The following is a 15298-nucleotide window of genomic DNA, read 5'->3' as shown; positions in this document are numbered from 1 at the left end:
GGGGGACAAGGTCACGCAACACGCGATACAGCCGCAGTTATGTGTGGCGTGACCTCTGTTTGGTTCAGGTTTCGCCAAAGCCTTTGGGGACCGGCAGATCGGGCAGGGCCGCTGCGCGTTTCTGCAACGCGCGGCCAATCACGACACGGCTGATTTCGGTGGTGCCGTCCACGATCCGCAGCATCTGGGCAAGCCGTGACAGGCGGTCCAATCCGTATGGCTGCAAAAGGCCCATACCGCCCAGAACTTGGGTGCAGGTGTTCGCCGCTTTGACGGCGGCATCCGGGACAAAGCGTTTCGCATGTGCCGCCATCAGCGGGCCTTCGGGTGTGCCTAGCGCTTCGGCGGCTTTGCGGTAGAGCAGTTTGGACGCTTCAAGATCGGTCGCCACTTCGCCAAGCATCCACTGGATGCCGTCCAGATCAAGGTTCTTGCCGCCAAACATCTTGCGGTTTTTGGAATAAGACAGTGCGGTGTCCAGCGCAGATTGCATCAGGCCACAGCAGCCGGATGCGATCGACACCCGTGCGATGTCAATCGCCATCAATGACCCTTGCAGGCCTTGGCCAACGGGCAGGATGATGTTGGCCTCATCGACCACAACCTTGTCGAGATACATTTCGGACATGGGCAGGAAGTTATAGGACGGTGTGTCGTAAAGCGGACCAAAGCTGACACCGGGCGCGTCTGCGGGAATGGCGATCATCGCCATGTCCTTGTGGCCGGGCGCATCGCTGGTCTTGACCACGGTGAAGTAGACGTCCGCCTCGGTCGCAAGGCTGACCCAGGCTTTTGATCCGCTGATCGTCCAGGTGCCATCGCCATTGATCGTCGCGCGGGTATACATCTGCATCGGGTCAGATCCCGATTGCGGTTCGGTCAGCGCAAAATTGGCCAGTTTGCGACCAGATGTCAGATCGCGCGCCCATTTTTCCTTGAACGCATCCGTCCCATACCCGCAGCCTGCAAAAGTGCAGATGTTGTGCATCGACAGTGCAAAGGCATAGGCGCCGTCCGCCAGGCCAAGCTGTTCGTAAACCTGAATGCCTTCAGACAGGGGCAAACCTTGACCACCGAATTCCACGGGGGCGTAAAGCCCGGTCAGGCCCGCAGCCCCGGCCTTGTCTGACGCGTCGCGCGGCCATGTCTTGGCGGCGTTCCACGCGTCGATATTGGGCAGGATGACCTGTTCGGCGTGATCGCGTGCCGCTTGCAATATCGTGGCGAGCTTGTCTGTCATTATCGGACCTTTCCAAGATGGTGCAGTATCAAAAATCGCGATATCCTCTGGATAGGGCGACGTGGGCAAAACAGGGTTCGCCCGTTCGGTTTTCTGTGTCTATGAGCGTTATAGAGGCATCGACCCACGCGCTCTATCTCTTGGCGTGACAGGCCACTGTCCGAAAGTGACAGAATCAGCAGCCTGGTGTCTGCTTGCGGCGGTAGGCGCTGGGCGTGCCACCGGTCCAGCGCTGAAACGCCCGATGGAAATTGGCGGCAGATGAAAACCCGACATCCAGCGCGATGGCTTCGATGCTTTTGCGCCCCGCCTGCAAATCGCGGATCGCAATGTCGCGGCGCAGCGCGTCCTTGATAGCCTGAAACGACGTGCTTTCGGCTTCCAGCCTGCGGATCAGGGTGCGCGGCGTGACGTGCATGGCCTGTGCGGTTTGGGTCAGGGTGGCACTGTCCCATCCGGTTTGGCCCAGATGTGTGCGGACCCGAAGCGATTGCGTGTGTTCGCGCGAACTGGTGAAGATCCAGTCCCGAGGGGCGTTTTGCAGAAAACGGTCGAGATCCACGGTGCTGCGCGCCTGCACGGGACCAAGCGCGCGCGGATCAAAGGTCAGCGATGTCGCGGCCTGTCCAAACAGCAGCGGGGCGGGAAAGATGATTGCGTAATCCTGTTCGAATTTAGGGGCGTCAAAGACAAAGCTGACAGCTTTGACAGGAATTTCGTGCCCGGCCAGCCACGACATCAACCCGTGCGCCAGCTTGAGAATGAGCATGTGGCCAAAGCGCTGCACGCGCGGGTCGCCTTGTGGTGTCAGGGTCAGAACCAGCGCGGTGTCGCTTTCTGTCAGGTCGAACTGGTAGTCGTCCAGAAGCAGGTTCCAGAAGGTCGAAAACCGATAGAGCGCCGATGGCAACGACGTGGCTTCGCGCACGGTGGTCAAAAGATGCTGCAACGCTCTGGGCCGGATCGGGCGATCCCAAAGGCCCATCATCTCGTCGCCGGTTTCCACGGCCGCCAGTTGGTAAAGGCCCACGATCTGGTCCAATGTTACCCGGCCATGGCGCTGGCTTTGGTCTGTGGCCAGCCCCGATCGTTGCAAAAGCGCGTCCATCTGCGCGTCCGAGCACAGCGCGCGCAAGGCGACAAGCCAGTCGTCGATGAACTGGCTTGAGACGGTCGAAAGGATCGTGGGTGTGGTGTCGCGCATCTTGGCAATGGCTAGCACCGAATTGCCCGGTGCAGAAGCACCGAGACGAAGGATGAGATGATGTTGTGCGCAGTTGCTCAGCTGCAAACTGGGCCTGTCGCGGCACGAAAGCGCGACAGGCCCAGAGCTAGACAGGCGTGAAGTTGAGATGGATCGGGGGCTGACGCATTGAAGGGGCAAAAACGATCGACAAATGGTAACGTATGTGTTATCAATAACTCCAGTGAATAAGCTTGTTGTCTTTGACACCGAGGCGGGGAAAACACCGTTCGACGATTGGTTCAATGGTCTGGATACGGCGGCGGCACTGAAGGTGCGGACGGCGCGAGCACGGATCGAGACCGGAAAAATTGGCAACGTGAAGCCAGTAGGGCAGGGGGGTTCAGAGCGGCGCATCACCTTCAGCCCCGGCTACCGCGTCTATTTTGGCCAAGACGGCGATACGCTTGTGATCTTGCTCTGCGGCGGCACGAAAAAGCGCCAGTCAAAGGGCATCAAGCAGGCCAAAGCGTATTGGGACGACTACAAGGCCCGCAAAGAGAAAGACGACTGACATGCCCCTGACGAAAGACTTCAAAGACACGATCAAAGCCCGAGCTGAGCGCGATCCTGAGTTTCGGGCGGGTCTGTTCCGCGAAGCCATAGAAGCGATGCTCAGCGGGGATCTGGAGACCGGCAAAGTGCTGCTGCGCGACTACGTGAACGCGACGGTTGGGTTTGAGGCCTTGGCGCGAGACATGGACAAAGACCCCAAGAGCCTGATGCGGATGCTCAGCGCCAAGGGCAACCCGCGCGCTGATAATCTGCTGGCGATGGTGTCACGGTTGAAGCAGCGTGAGGGCGTGTCTTTGTCACTGACACAAGGTAACAAACTCCGAGCATAAAGCAGACCAAAGCGGCTGCTATCTTTGTAGGGTAGTCGTCTGTATCTCCTCGCAGAGATACCGCCTAGTCCTTGCGTCGAAGGGCTTCGGCGGTCGCCTTCAGGCCGTCGTCCATCGCGCGGTAGAAGGCCGCATAACTGGCGACGCGCTCACGTGGGCCTGTTTCGGACGCGGGAATGTCATTCAACGAGTCTTCGATATCTGCGGCTGCCATACGCGCCCGGGCGGCAGATGCCTCGACCATGTTTGCAAACGCGTTGTCGACCACCTGAAAGTAATCCTGCCTGTCGCCTGCCTTGGCGACACGTTTGATCAGCTGTTGGCTTTCGAGCATTCGAACACTTGAACTGATGCTGCCGCGACTGACTTGAAGCGCTTTCGCAAGATGTCCGAACGAGACCCGTTCGCCATCATAGAGCAGCATGGCCAACACACGGCCTGCAATGCGCGGCAACCCTTCCGATTGTGCGATCATGCCAATTCTTTCGATGAAATCTGCGCGCGCGGACGCGGCGGATTTGATCTGATCTGCGGTCGTCACGTTACGTCTCCTTGTGTCGCACAATGTTGACAAAGTAGTGTTGGTCGCCTTATTTGTCCAGTATGTTCAATTATAAATGAACGATGAGGCCGCAATGATAAAGACCACCTTTTCAACCAAGGGCCTCACGAAAGTTTATGGTGAAGGGCGGTCTGCTGTTCATGCGCTACGCGGCGTTGATCTGGATATTCCGCAGGGCGAGATTGTTGTCTTGCTGGGACCGTCCGGGAGCGGAAAATCAACTTTGCTGAATATCATCGGCGGTTTGGACCGCGCGACTGAAGGGGACGCCTTCTTTCAGGATCAGAACCTGTCAGAAATGACCGACAAGCAACTGACGATGTATCGCCGTGACCACGTTGGCTTTGTCTTTCAATTCTACAACCTGATGCCCAGCCTCACCGCCCGCGAAAACGTCGAGCTTGTGACCGAGATTGCGCGTGATCCGATGGAGCCCGACGAAGCCCTTGCTATGGTCGGCTTGCGCGAACGGGTCGATCATTTTCCAGCCCAGCTTTCGGGTGGCGAACAGCAGCGCGTGGCGATTGCGCGCGCCGTTGCGAAGAACCCGACTGTGCTATTCTGCGATGAACCAACCGGCGCGCTCGACAGCACTACAGGCCGCGCCGTTCTGAATGTGCTGAAAGACGTGAACGAAACGCTGGGTGCGACCGTGTTGATCGTCACCCACGCCGCGTCCCAAGCGGCCATGGCCGACCGTGTGATCCATTTCGCCGATGGGGCCATCCGCGAAATCGTCGTGAATAAGACGAAACTCACCCCCGAAGAGATCGACTGGTGAACCCGCTTGATCATAAACTCCTGCGTGATTTGTGGCGCATGAAGGGGCAGGCTTTTGCCATCGGCATGGTGATTGCCGTGGGCGTCGGCATGTTGGTGATGATGTCGGGGCTGGTCACGTCTCTGAACGAAACCCGCAGCGCCTATTACGAACGCTACCGTTTGGCCGAGGTGTTTGCCCCCGTCACCCGCGCACCGGATAGGTTGGCAACACGGCTGGCGGCGATTGATGGTGTCAGCACGGTAGAGCCGCGCGTGGTCGGGGCTGCCCTCATTGATGTGGTCGACTTTGATTTACCTGTGCAGGCGCAGGCTGTGTCCCTGCCTGATCTGCGCGCACCGCGCTTAAACGACGTGTTCCTGACCGATGGGCGGATGATCGACAGTGATCATTCGGATGAAATCATGTTGCTAGAGGCCTTTGCCAAGGCCCATGGTATTCGCCCCGGCGACCAGATCAGTGCCACGATGAACGGCGCAAGGCGCGGCTTTCAGGTCGTCGGCCTCGCGCAAGCACCGGAATTTCTGTACACGACCGCCCCCGGTGAATTGATCCCCGACGACGCCCGTTTTGGTGTCATCTGGATGAGCCGCTCGGCGCTGGCGGCGGCCTATGACATGGACGGGGCTTTCAACGAGGCGCTGCTGTCCCTGTCGCGCGGCGCAAACGAGGCAGCAGTTCTGGACGCGGTTGACCGCATTCTTGACCCGTATGGCGGGACCGGTGCTTATCCACTGGCAGATCAAGCCTCCAACCAGCTTGTGAGCGAGGAAATCGGCGGGCTGGAAGCCGCTGCCTTGGGTGTGCCGCCCATCTTCCTCGCTGTCGCGGCCTTCCTTCTCTACATCGTGATCAACCGAATGGTGCAGTCCGAGCGCGAGGAGATCGGGCTGATGAAAGCGTTCGGCTATACCAATTCGGAGGTGGGTGTGCATTGCTTCAAACTGGTGCTGGCCATCGCCATCGGCGGCGCGCTGGCGGGATGCCTGATGGGCATCGCGGGCGGGCGTGCGCTGATCCAAGTGTATGTCGCCTATTTCAAGTTCCCGTTTCTGGTGTTCCAGCTTGATCCTGCGTCCTTCGTCACGGGCGTGGGCGTCAGCATCCTGTCGGCCTCTGCTGGTGGCCTTCTGGTGTTGCGCAGCGTCTTCGCCCTGACGCCTGCCGCCGCCATGCGCGCACCTGCCCCCGCCGATTACAGCCGCACAGGGCGCCTCGGTCACATGATGAACCGCTTTCTCGATCAGCCATCGCGCATGGTTTTACGCCGGATCACGCGGCAACCTGGACGTATGGCAGGAGCGATGATTGGTATCGCCTGTGGCATGGCGCTGAGCGTGTCGATGATCACGATATACGCGGGCTTTGACCGCACGATTGATCTGACCTTCAATGTGGTGGATCGCAGCGATGTCACCGTAAGCTTTACACATGCGGCATCCGAGGCCACGATTTTCGAATTGCGTCGGATGGAAGGCGTGGCTTTTGTTGAGCCCGTGCGCCATGTGCCTGCTGTGCTGCGCAACGGGCTTGCCACCCATCGCGGTGTTGTCAGTGGGCTTGCCCCCGATGCCCGTCTGAGCCGTGCGTTGGATGCGGATTTGGCCGAAATCTCGCTGGAGGGTGGCGGGATTGTGTTGTCGACTGCGCTCGCCACAAAACTGGATATTCAACCGGGCGACGTGCTGACGCTCGAAGTGCGGACAGGACGCCAGCCAAACTTGCAGATTCCCGTCACCGCCGTGGCCGAAAGCCTGCTGGGGTCGCCATCTTATATGGACCTTGCCGCGCTCAATCGCGCGCTGCGCGAACCAAACCGCGTCTCGGGTGCCTATTTGTCGATTGACGAGGCTTACGCGACCGACATTTACACCGCCCTGCAAGACATGCCGACCGTTGCGGGCGTCAGCCTGAAATCTCAGGCGGAAATAGCTTTCCAGACCCTGATGAACACCGGAGCGGGTGCCATCCGCTATGTTATGGGGGCCATCGCCTTCGTGATCACCTTTGGCATCGTCTACAACGCCGCGCGCATTGCCTATGCCGAACGCTCGCGCGATCTGGCAAGCCTGCGGGTGATCGGATTTACCAAGGGCGAAGCGGCCTTCGTGTTGCTGGGCGAACTGGCCATCGTGACTCTGATCGCCCTGCCGATTGGCTGCCTCATGGGCTACTACCTGTCCTTCGGCATTGCCGCAGGCTTCTCAAGCGAGCTTTACCAGATACCTGCTATTTTCGACCCCGCCAGCTATGGCTTCGCCGCCTTGGTGGTTTTGGGGGCCGCCGTGACCTCTGGTTGGCTGGTGAAACGTGATATTGACAGGGCCGAACTGGTTTCCGCCCTGAAAACGAGGGAGTAGCCGTTATGGCCAAAGCAAAGAAACGATCCCGCCTGATCCTGACCGCCGGAACTGTGCTGCTGGTTGGTGGCGCATTGACGGTGGCGTTTTGGCCTAAGCCGACGATGGTGGACATGGGCTCGGTGCGCGTTGGCACCATGCAACTGACCATCGACGAGGAAGGCCGCACCCGTGTGCGTGATGCCTATATCGTGTCCACGCCTGTTGCAGGACAGTTGCAGCGCGTCAGCGTTCAACCCGGCGATCCCGTTGTACGTGGCGAGACCATCGTGGCCCACATGCGCCCGACCAATCCTGCTGCGTTGGATGTGCGGACACGCGAACAGGCACAGGCCGTCGTCGATGCGTCCCAAGCCGCATTGCGCGTGGCCCGTGCTGATCTGAACGCGGCTCTTGCCAACCGTGATCTGGCGCAAACCGAACTGGGCCGCACCGAACAATTGGTTGAGCGGGGTATTTCCAGTGCCGCTGCGTTGGACAGCGCCCGCCAAAGATCACGCGTTGCACAGGCCAATGTCGACACTGCCGAAGCCGCAATTTCTATGCGCGAAGCGGAAATCACCAATGCCCAAGCGCAGCTGATCGGCTTTGATGATCGCGGACTGGCCGCCGCAATGCGTCCTATGTCCGATGACATTCCGATTCACGCCCCCGCCGAAGGCCGCGTTTTAAGGGTCATCCAACAAAGCGAAACAACTTTGCCGGCGGGCGCGCCGATTATGGAAATTGGCAATATCGAGAGCGATCTGGAAGTTGTTGTCGAACTCCTGTCAACAGATGCGGTGCAGGTCGCCGTTGGTGACCCGGTGATCATCGGGGATTGGGGCGGTCCCACAGAACTGACTGGCGAGGTGGACCGTGTGGACCCGTTCGGGGTCACGCAATTCTCGGCCCTCGGGGTAGAAGAACAGCGGGTCAATGCCGTGATCGCTTTTTCCAGCCCGTCAAGCGACTATGCCGGTTTGGGCCATGGGTTCCGTGTGGAAACGCAGATTGTGGTTTGGCAGGCGGAAGACACCCTGATCGTCCCTTCCAGCGCCCTGTTCAGAAGTCACGATGCGTGGGCGGTGTTCGTTGTGGTTGATGGAACGGCCCAGCTGCGCTCCATCCAGATCGGCCCCAACAACGGTATTGAAGCACAGGCCATGGACGGTTTGATGGAAAATGACCGCGTGGTCCTCTATCCTTCCTCCGGCCTGTCCGAAGGCATGAGTGTCGCGGAGCGGATCATAAACTAGGTTGGCAATCGGCACATCCAAACCCGTTAGCAATTAGATTGAGCGCGACAACCGCTCCAATTCGGCGATTTCGGGCCCAACGACCGCGACTATCAGACGGCAGATCCAGTGACCTAAGTGTTCAATCCCGGCATCTGGTGGATCGGATTTAGGATGAATCTGTCTGGCTCTGAAGTCCAGATCTTGCAGATGTATTCGTGAGGCACGAGACCGCTGAGAGTTTTGAGCCTGGGGGCGAAGTTGTAGGCTGCCATGAAGTCCGCCAAATGGGTGAGCAGCTGGTCGTGGTCATCGTAGTGGAAACGCTTGACCGTCGCGTCCTTGATCGTGCGGTTCATTCGTTCGACCTGGCCATTGGTCCACGGATGGTTTGGCTTGGTCAGTCGGTGCTCGATCTCATTTGTCTCACAGATCATGTCAAAGCGCATGGGCTTGGATAGATGGTATTCTGGTTCCATCGCTGCTCGGCGAACTGAATGCCGTTGTTGGTGAGAACGGTGTGGACCTGATACGGAATGGCTTTGAGCATGTGCTGCAGGAACTCCCAGGCCGTCTTCCTATCTGCCTTATCGACCAACTGGGTCACGGCAAACTTGCTCGTGCGGTCGATGCCGACGAACAAGAACAGCTTCCCCTCGGCGGTCTGCACGTTGGCGATGTCGATATGGAAGAAGCCGATAGGGTAGCGCTTGAACTTCTGGCGCTTTGGTTTGTCGCCCTCAACATCAGGCAACCGAGAAATGCCATGCCGTTGCAGGCATCGATGTAGCGCCGAGCGCATTCATCCAACGACATTAGCGAATGACGCCGGAATGCGACAACCATGGCCTCCTCCGCTTCGGTGAAAACGGTCGAACGCGGCTCCCGCGGACCAGTCTTCAAGTCCTCCACAGTCGCCCGCTGCGCCATTTCGCGCAGGTCTTGGGATTGATGCCCAGCACCTAGTTCAGCTACGCGAGCGAAGCTTGCGATCGCTGTATCGCAGCTCTAGCGGCGTGCGTGGGCGTGGCGCTCCCATAACGAACTCGTCCCATAATGCTTTCTTCCATTCCTGAGAAAGAATCGCACCATCAAACCATGGGATCAAACACCCTAGTGAACGAGGTGTGTGCCGGATGGATTGCTCAGAACCTGAGATGCGTAACGCCATGCGCTCAACAGCACTTTAGCGCACCCAAGGGGTGGGTTTTGATCACCGGAACCGGAATGGAACAAAAGCAGAATGTTTAGACATTTGTTTAGTCTCGCGTCAGCCAGGTTGACTGAATTCTGCTAAGCCACTGAAAGTAAATGGAGGCGAGTAGGAGAATCGAACTCCTGTACACGGATTTGCAATCCGCTGCGTAACCACTCCGCCAACTCGCCGGATTGGACGTGTGATTAGGCGGTCGGCCAAGGCGCGTCAAGCGGATATCGGGGGTGCATCACGCTTTGGCGTGTGGCAGTATTTTGCGCGTTCTGCGCATTGCTGAAAGCCGTCAGCTATGGCAGAAGTCCCCGAGCGAACTGAACGGATGAGTTTAGCCCATGACAGACTTTTCTGCCCGCAGGACCATGATGGTCGACACGCAGGTGCGTCCTTCCGATGTGACCAAGTTTCCGATCATCGACGCGATGCTGTCCGTGCCGCGCGAATTATATGTGCCGCGCGAACAGGCTGAGGCGGCCTATATCAGCGAAAATATATTGATCGCGCCGGGCCGTGTGGTGCTTGAGCCGCGCACCTTGGGCAAGCTTCTGGATGCATTGAACATCGAAGGTGACGAGCTCGTTCTCGATATTGGTGCGGGCTATGGGTATTCATCGGCGGTTGTGGCGCGGATGGCAGAAGCGGTGATCGCGGTCGAAGAAGACGCGGCGCTGGCCGAAGAGGCACAATCTATCCTGTCGGACCAGGGCGCGGACAATGTTGTTGTTCATGCCGGGCCGTTGACTGATGGCGCGGCACAGCATGGGCCATATGACGCGATCCTTATTCAAGGTGCGGTGGAACAGGTGCCGGACAGTCTGATATCCCAGATCAAAGAAGGTGGGCGCATCGGCTGCGTCTTCATGGAAGGTGCGCTGGGCGTTGTCAGAATCGGTTACAAGATCGATGGTGACATCAGCTGGCGTTTTGCGTTCAACGCATCCGCTCCGGTACTGCCGGGATTTGCAAAAGACGTGGCATTCGCACTCTAGGGCCGCGATACCGCGTAGACACACACCGACCGGTCTTTGGGAGACAGCAGGAATGGCGAAACGGATGAAATTGACGGCGTTGGCAGTTGCGCTGGGCCTTGCGGTTTCCGCACCCATGGCAAAGGCTGAAACGTTGGCCGATGCCATGATTGGTGCCTACAATACCAGCGGACTTCTTGAACAGAACCGCGCCGTGTTGCGCGCAGCAGACGAAGATGTGGCGCAATCCATGGCCGCCCTGCGCCCTGTGATTTCGTGGTCCGCCGACGCGACCCGCCAATTCGGCACCACCCGCAGCGCGTCAACCGCCAACACCATCGTCGATACCGTGTCCAACACGGTGTCGGCCAGCCTGAATGCGGAACTGACGCTGTTTGACAATGGACAAAGCAAACTGTCCATCGGGACCGCAAAAGAAGCGGTGCTTGGCACGCGTCAGCAACTTGTTTCGGTGGAACAGCAGGTGCTTTTGTCTGCCGTGGAAGCCTTTCTCGAAGTGCGCCGCGCCATTGAAAACGTGGCACTGCGTGAAAACAACGTCCGTCTGATTGCTCAGGAATTGCGCGCCGCGCAGGAACGGTTCGAAGTGGGCGAAGTCACCCGCACCGACACCTCTCTGGCCGAAGCCCGTCTTGCCGCCGCGCGGAGCCAATTGGCCGCCGCCGAAGGCGCGTTGACCGTGGCCCGCGAACAATATCTGGCCGTGGTCGGGCGGCTGCCAGGCGCGTTGGAGCCGGTGCGCAGCTTGCCGGATTTGCCCGCGTCAGTGGATGCAGCCAAATCGATTGCTGTTCGCAACCATCCGCAGGTGAAGTCGGTCCAACATCAGGTGGCCGCAGCCGAACTCAACATTTTGCGCGCCGAAGCGGCGATGAAGCCCTCGGTTCGTCTTGCTGGGCGTCTGAGCCTGACCGAAGGGGCCGACACGGACCGGTTCACGCGTGGTGGCACCATCGGTGTCGAAGTGGGCGGGCCAATCTACCAAGGGGGGCGTCTGACATCCTTGGTCCGGCAGGCCATGGCCAACCGCGACAGCTCGCGCGGACAGCTTCATCAAGTGGTCGATCAAGTGTCGCAGAACGTCGGTAACGCCTATGCGCAATTGCGAATCGCGCAAGCCAGCCTTGAGTCCTCGGATCGTCAGGTCCGTGCCGCGACCGTCGCATTTCGCGGTGTCCGTGAAGAAGCCGCTTTGGGGGCACGGACGACGCTTGATGTGCTGAACGCAGAGCAAGAACTGCTGAATGCCCGGTCGGCGCGCATTTCCGCCGAGGTGGATGAAAGCATCGCTGCCTACCGCGTCCTGTCAACATTGGGGCGTCTGACGGCCACGGATCTGCGCCTCAACGTTCAGCAATATGATCCAGTCAGCTACTATAACTTGGTTAAGGATGGCCCCGCGCAGAAAAGCAAGCAAGGCCAGCAGCTTGATCGTGTTCTAGAGTCACTCGGAAAAAACTAAGTTTTGCCTCATCTGTTGTGCGAAACGCTTGGCCAAGCTACTCTGTTGCAGAGGTAGCAGTGGTGAACCATGTCTGACCCGGTGAAAAACGTGGAAATAGAAGACGTATTGTCGTCTATTCGTAAACTTGTGTCCGAGGATGCGCGCGCGGCGCCGGTTGCGCCGAAACCGGAAAAACCGGGCAGATTGGTTTTGACCCCGGCGCAACGGGTCAAGGACGATGTGCCACCGCCGCAACAGCCCGTGTCAAAGCCAGTGTTGCTCACTCAACCGATTGTCGACATTCCGGTTCAGGTCGGCGAACGCGCGATCGAAGATATTCCGGGGACGGCACGCCTTGCAGAGTTCGGCAATGTCGAAGGTGCATTCCCGGATATTGACGATTTGGTCGCAGATGAGGCGCGGGGCGAGGCCGCGTTGCCAAAGCAGGAACAGCCTGAAGGTGAAGACATTGCATCGCGGGGCGCGTTGAACCGCTTGATCGAACAAGAGGTCACGGCAGCCCTGGGCTCTGGGCAGGAGGGTGCACAGGTCGCCTCGCAGGCCGACGACGAAGAGGCATCTGCCAAGACATATGAAAGCTTTGAAGAAGACTGGGCCGCGCTGACGGGCATCCCGGTGGGGCAAGACAATGTGCCGGATTCTGTCCCTGACGCGTCCACCGGTCCGGTCGATGACCATGTGGCCGTCGATGTTCACGAAGACGAATCTGCCTATGCTGAACCAATCATCTTTGCCGATCCCGAACCGGCACCGCTTTTGACTCTGGAAGACAAGGTGGCGGCCCTTGGCAGGCTTGTCGCCCGCGATACCGAAGAATTCGAAGAAGAGCGCGACCGCCCGGATGCCGATGATCTGGCCGCTGCGTCCGAACCGATGGAGTGGCCCGATGCTGCGCCGTTCGAACATGTCGAGGACGAAGACATGTCTGCGCCGTCAAACGTCCTGCATGCGCAGGATGCCTGGCCAAAGTTACAGACGCCGGACGCGCAGAAAATGGACCTCTCCGTTGATCCTGTCACAGAGACGGTGCCAGAACCAGTTGCGTTGGATGCTCCGCTGCCGTCAGCGGTGCACGACGACGCAACCACGCTTGATCTTGACGAAGATATGTTGCGCGCCTTGATCAGTGAGATTGTACGTCAGGAGCTTCAGGGCGCGCTGGGCGAACGGATCACACGCAATGTGCGCAAACTCGTGCGCCGCGAGATCCACCGCATGCTGATTTCGCAGCAGTTCGACTGATGCCCGTGGCTTAGGCTGCAAAGCCGTTGTAGCCAAATATTTGATTCAAAATGAGTGCGTAAAATAGAAAACACGCCCCAAGGGGCGCGCTTTCTAATAGCAGCATTATTACGTCAAAGTCTTAAGCAGCTTCGGCCTGTTGCGAGGCAGCATTGCGACGTTCGCTTTCTTCGCGCGACAGCGCAACCGAGGTACGAACACCTTTGCCCACAAAGTCCATCAGCCCGGAAACAACCCGTTCATTGGGGTCGATCCCGGCACAACTCAGAACTTCGCGCCCGTCGCGCGAACGCGCCCAGCGGGCGATTTGTTCTGGCCCGTTGCCATATTTCTTGTCGTCTGCAATCGCATCGTCCAATGCGGCAAGCACCACGGCAGCAAACAGTTTGCGTGCGCGATTGCCTTGCTCTGCGTTGAACGCGGTACCGTCAACGAAATCTTTCATGATCCGTCCTGTGATTATTGCTCTTGTGTTTTCCGGCGTGAAGCTCGTTATGGCGTATTCCAGTCGATTCGGATACCCTATAATTGCATACCTTTTATGCACAAAACGCATAGCTTTTTAGGGGTATGCCACGATATCTGGTTGTCTGGACAGCGTGTCATCAGCAAGATATAGGGACGCTCACAAATCCATCAACCTTTTGCCAAAGTTTTGCCATGCCAAAGATCAACGGAAACGAGATTCGCCCCGGTAACGTGCTGGAGCATAATGGCGGTCTTTGGGCCGCAGTCAAAGTCGACCATGTCAAACCCGGCAAAGGCGGGGCCTTTGCACAGGTCGAGATGAAGAACCTGCGCAACGGGTCCAAGCTCAACGAACGCTTCCGTTCGGCGGACAAGGTTGAACGCGTCCGGCTGGAACAGAAGGACATGCAGTTTCTGTATGAAACCGATGGCATGCTGACTTTCATGGACACCGAAACCTACGATCAGGTTGAATTGCCCGCGGATATTCTGGGCGAACGTCGTCCTTTCCTGCAAGATGGTATGACCATTCTCGTGGAATTCCACGAAGCCGAGGCGCTGAACGCGACGCTGCCGCAGAAAGTGACCTGTAAGATCGAAGAGACCGAACCGGTCGTCAAAGGCCAGACCGCCGCCAACAGCTTTAAACCGGCGATCCTTGATAACGGGGTCAAGGTCATGGTGCCGCCTTTCGTGGGCCAGGATGAGTTGATCATCGTGAACACCGAAACGATGGAATATTCAGAACGCGCCTGATCGTGGGACTTGGCTGAGACGTCTCTCAAAGTTTCGCATATTTAGAAATGACAAAAGGCCTCCTGACGTTCATCAGGGGGCCTTTTTGCTGGTGTATGCCGGCGTGGGGACATGGCGTGTCCAAAGGTCGACGATGGGTCAATGTCGCGCGGCCTATCCCTTCTGGGTCAGCCGCACCTCTGCGTCGCCCGCGCTCATGTCGCCGGTGGCCCGGTCGAACCGCAGATAGGCCAGCCCGTGCCCTTGGGCTTGTGTGAACACGGTGCCCGCTGACTTTTCACCGACCAGGATTTCTGTTCCCACCGGAACAGGCGCGGACATGTCCACCTGCGCCAAACCTTTGCGCAGCTCTGTCTTGTGCTTCATCCGCGCGGTCACTTCCTGACCGACATAGCAGCCCTTGCGGAAATCAACGCCGTGCAAGCGTTCAAACCCCATTTCAAGTATAAAGCTGTCTGCCGTCAGTTCCACGCCGCTTTCGGGCACGATTGCCGCAACGCGCACTGCGTCCCAGTCGACATCCGCATCGCCCTGTCGGCCGTCATAGGCGCGCCATCCCATTGTTGGATCGCGCGGATCGGCATAGGCCCCGTCCGGCACAGGGCCAAGACCGCGCGCGACGGTAAGATCCGTCTCGTCGATCTCAACGGCAGAGCGCAGTTTATACATCGTCAGTGCTTGTTTCAGGCCTGGAGCGAGCGCTGCATCGACATCCAAAAGGATATCTGTCCCCATGGGGACAATAAAGAAATCAGCGCGATACTTGCCCTGCGGTGTCAACATGGCCGCATAGACAAGCCCCTGATCCAGACGCTCTACGTCATTGGTCACAAGCCCTTGCAGGAAGTGACGCGCATCCGCGCCGCTGATCCGTAGAATGGTCCGATCTGCCATGTCGCCTCCGCAACTATACCTGC

Annotated in this window: 14 protein-coding genes, 1 tRNA gene and 1 pseudogene; 9 read left to right on the top strand and 7 right to left on the bottom strand. The window is 58.5% G+C overall.

All coding sequences use genetic code 11. The annotated features are described in order from the left end of the window. Positions 1–64: 64 nt before the first annotated feature. Entirely contained in the window at positions 65–1240 is a 1176-nt protein-coding gene (locus tag ACSHXH_RS09530; protein ID WP_435671548.1) for an acyl-CoA dehydrogenase family protein, read from the bottom strand. 175 nt (positions 1241–1415) lie between these two features. After that, positions 1416–2444 (bottom strand): AraC family transcriptional regulator ligand-binding domain-containing protein, encoded by a 1029-nt coding sequence (locus ACSHXH_RS09525; protein WP_435671547.1) that lies wholly within the window; start codon positions 2442–2444, stop codon positions 1416–1418. A 223-nt stretch (positions 2445–2667) separates the two neighbouring features. Between ACSHXH_RS09525 and ACSHXH_RS09520 the strand changes: the two genes are divergently transcribed. Both ACSHXH_RS09520 and ACSHXH_RS09515 read left to right on the top strand, forming a co-directional pair. After that, positions 2668–2997: a type II toxin-antitoxin system RelE/ParE family toxin gene (locus ACSHXH_RS09520; protein ID WP_435671546.1), complete on the top strand. Its 330-nt coding sequence runs from the start codon at positions 2668–2670 to the stop codon at positions 2995–2997. Between the two features lies 1 nt (position 2998). Further along, positions 2999–3328, top strand: coding sequence for a DNA-binding protein (locus ACSHXH_RS09515; protein WP_435671545.1), 330 nt, complete (start codon positions 2999–3001; stop codon positions 3326–3328). A 64-nt stretch (positions 3329–3392) separates the two neighbouring features. Here the strand turns inward: ACSHXH_RS09515 and ACSHXH_RS09510 are convergent, their stop codons facing one another. Beyond that, positions 3393–3869, bottom strand: coding sequence for a GbsR/MarR family transcriptional regulator (locus ACSHXH_RS09510; RefSeq protein ID WP_435671544.1), 477 nt, complete (start codon positions 3867–3869; stop codon positions 3393–3395). A gap of 94 nt (positions 3870–3963) precedes the next feature. On the opposite strand from ACSHXH_RS09510, the gene ACSHXH_RS09505 reads away from it, so the two are divergent. The 3 genes from ACSHXH_RS09505 to ACSHXH_RS09495 are packed head-to-tail and all read left to right on the top strand — an operon-like array spanning position 3964 to position 8269. Next, the gene (locus ACSHXH_RS09505) at positions 3964–4671 is read left to right on the top strand and encodes an ABC transporter ATP-binding protein (RefSeq protein ID WP_435671543.1); all 708 of its coding nucleotides are present in this window, start codon (positions 3964–3966) and stop codon (positions 4669–4671) included. Then, positions 4668–7031, top strand: a complete 2364-nt coding sequence (locus tag ACSHXH_RS09500; protein ID WP_435671542.1) for an ABC transporter permease — start codon at positions 4668–4670, stop codon at positions 7029–7031. Before ACSHXH_RS09505 ends, ACSHXH_RS09500 begins: the two co-directional genes overlap by 4 nt. A 5-nt stretch (positions 7032–7036) precedes the next feature. Continuing rightward, positions 7037–8269 carry an efflux RND transporter periplasmic adaptor subunit gene (locus ACSHXH_RS09495; RefSeq protein WP_435671541.1) on the top strand — a complete coding sequence of 411 codons (1233 nt, stop codon included), beginning with the start codon at positions 7037–7039 and terminating at the stop codon, positions 8267–8269. A gap of 113 nt (positions 8270–8382) precedes the next feature. Here ACSHXH_RS09495 and ACSHXH_RS09490 read toward each other — a convergent pair. Then, positions 8383–9303 (bottom strand): annotated as a pseudogene (locus ACSHXH_RS09490) (integrase core domain-containing protein). A 257-nt stretch (positions 9304–9560) separates the two neighbouring features. Then, positions 9561–9634, bottom strand: a tRNA-Cys gene (locus tag ACSHXH_RS09485). Between the two features lie 162 nt (positions 9635–9796). Here ACSHXH_RS09485 and ACSHXH_RS09480 point away from each other — a divergent pair. The 3 genes from ACSHXH_RS09480 to ACSHXH_RS09470 all read left to right on the top strand — a co-directional run bounded on the left by ACSHXH_RS09480 (position 9797) and on the right by ACSHXH_RS09470 (position 13157). Then, a complete protein-coding gene (locus ACSHXH_RS09480) occupies positions 9797–10450 on the top strand; it encodes a protein-L-isoaspartate O-methyltransferase family protein (RefSeq protein ID WP_435671540.1) in 654 nt (217 codons plus the stop codon). A 64-nt stretch (positions 10451–10514) separates the two neighbouring features. Continuing rightward, entirely contained in the window at positions 10515–11912 is a 1398-nt protein-coding gene (locus ACSHXH_RS09475; RefSeq protein ID WP_435671539.1) for a TolC family outer membrane protein, read from the top strand. A 69-nt stretch (positions 11913–11981) separates the two neighbouring features. Continuing rightward, entirely contained in the window at positions 11982–13157 is a 1176-nt protein-coding gene (locus ACSHXH_RS09470; RefSeq protein WP_435671538.1) for a hypothetical protein, read from the top strand. 121 nt (positions 13158–13278) lie between these two features. Here the strand turns inward: ACSHXH_RS09470 and ACSHXH_RS09465 are convergent, their stop codons facing one another. After that, entirely contained in the window at positions 13279–13602 is a 324-nt protein-coding gene (locus ACSHXH_RS09465) for a DUF6280 family protein (protein WP_435671537.1), read from the bottom strand. Between the two features lie 215 nt (positions 13603–13817). Here ACSHXH_RS09465 and efp point away from each other — a divergent pair, with 215 nt between their 5' ends. Beyond that, positions 13818–14381 (top strand): elongation factor P, encoded by a 564-nt coding sequence (gene efp / locus ACSHXH_RS09460; RefSeq protein ID WP_435671536.1) that lies wholly within the window; start codon positions 13818–13820, stop codon positions 14379–14381. A 153-nt stretch (positions 14382–14534) separates the two neighbouring features. On the opposite strand, the gene ygfZ is transcribed toward efp, so the two are convergent. Beyond that, positions 14535–15275 carry a CAF17-like 4Fe-4S cluster assembly/insertion protein YgfZ gene (gene ygfZ / locus ACSHXH_RS09455; RefSeq protein ID WP_435671535.1) on the bottom strand — a complete coding sequence of 247 codons (741 nt, stop codon included), beginning with the start codon at positions 15273–15275 and terminating at the stop codon, positions 14535–14537. Positions 15276–15298: the final 23 nt, after the last annotated feature.

This window comes from Marivita sp., assembly GCF_051251565.1.
Classification (GTDB): Bacteria; Pseudomonadota; Alphaproteobacteria; order Rhodobacterales; family Rhodobacteraceae; genus Marivita.
Note: the sequence above shows the minus strand (reverse complement) of the source record. Positions and strands in the feature narration are given on the sequence as shown.

Excerpts from the sequence above, each read along its gene's own strand:
- ygfZ (WP_435671535.1), bottom strand. The coding sequence starts at position 15,275 with ATGGCAGATCGGACCATTCTACGGATCAGCGGCGCGGATGCGCGTCAC.
- ACSHXH_RS09515 (WP_435671545.1), top strand. The coding sequence starts at position 2,999 with ATGCCCCTGACGAAAGACTTCAAAGACACGATCAAAGCCCGAGCTGAG.
- ACSHXH_RS09525 (WP_435671547.1), bottom strand. The coding sequence starts at position 2,444 with ATGCGCGACACCACACCCACGATCCTTTCGACCGTCTCAAGCCAGTTC.
- ACSHXH_RS09475 (WP_435671539.1), top strand. The coding sequence starts at position 10,515 with ATGAAATTGACGGCGTTGGCAGTTGCGCTGGGCCTTGCGGTTTCCGCA.
- ACSHXH_RS09505 (WP_435671543.1), top strand. The coding sequence starts at position 3,964 with ATGATAAAGACCACCTTTTCAACCAAGGGCCTCACGAAAGTTTATGGT.
- ACSHXH_RS09465 (WP_435671537.1), bottom strand. The coding sequence starts at position 13,602 with ATGAAAGATTTCGTTGACGGTACCGCGTTCAACGCAGAGCAAGGCAAT.
- efp (WP_435671536.1), top strand. The coding sequence starts at position 13,818 with ATGCCAAAGATCAACGGAAACGAGATTCGCCCCGGTAACGTGCTGGAG.
- ACSHXH_RS09470 (WP_435671538.1), top strand. The coding sequence starts at position 11,982 with ATGTCTGACCCGGTGAAAAACGTGGAAATAGAAGACGTATTGTCGTCT.
- ACSHXH_RS09480 (WP_435671540.1), top strand. The coding sequence starts at position 9,797 with ATGACAGACTTTTCTGCCCGCAGGACCATGATGGTCGACACGCAGGTG.
- ACSHXH_RS09495 (WP_435671541.1), top strand. The coding sequence starts at position 7,037 with ATGGCCAAAGCAAAGAAACGATCCCGCCTGATCCTGACCGCCGGAACT.
- ACSHXH_RS09530 (WP_435671548.1), bottom strand. The coding sequence starts at position 1,240 with ATGACAGACAAGCTCGCCACGATATTGCAAGCGGCACGCGATCACGCC.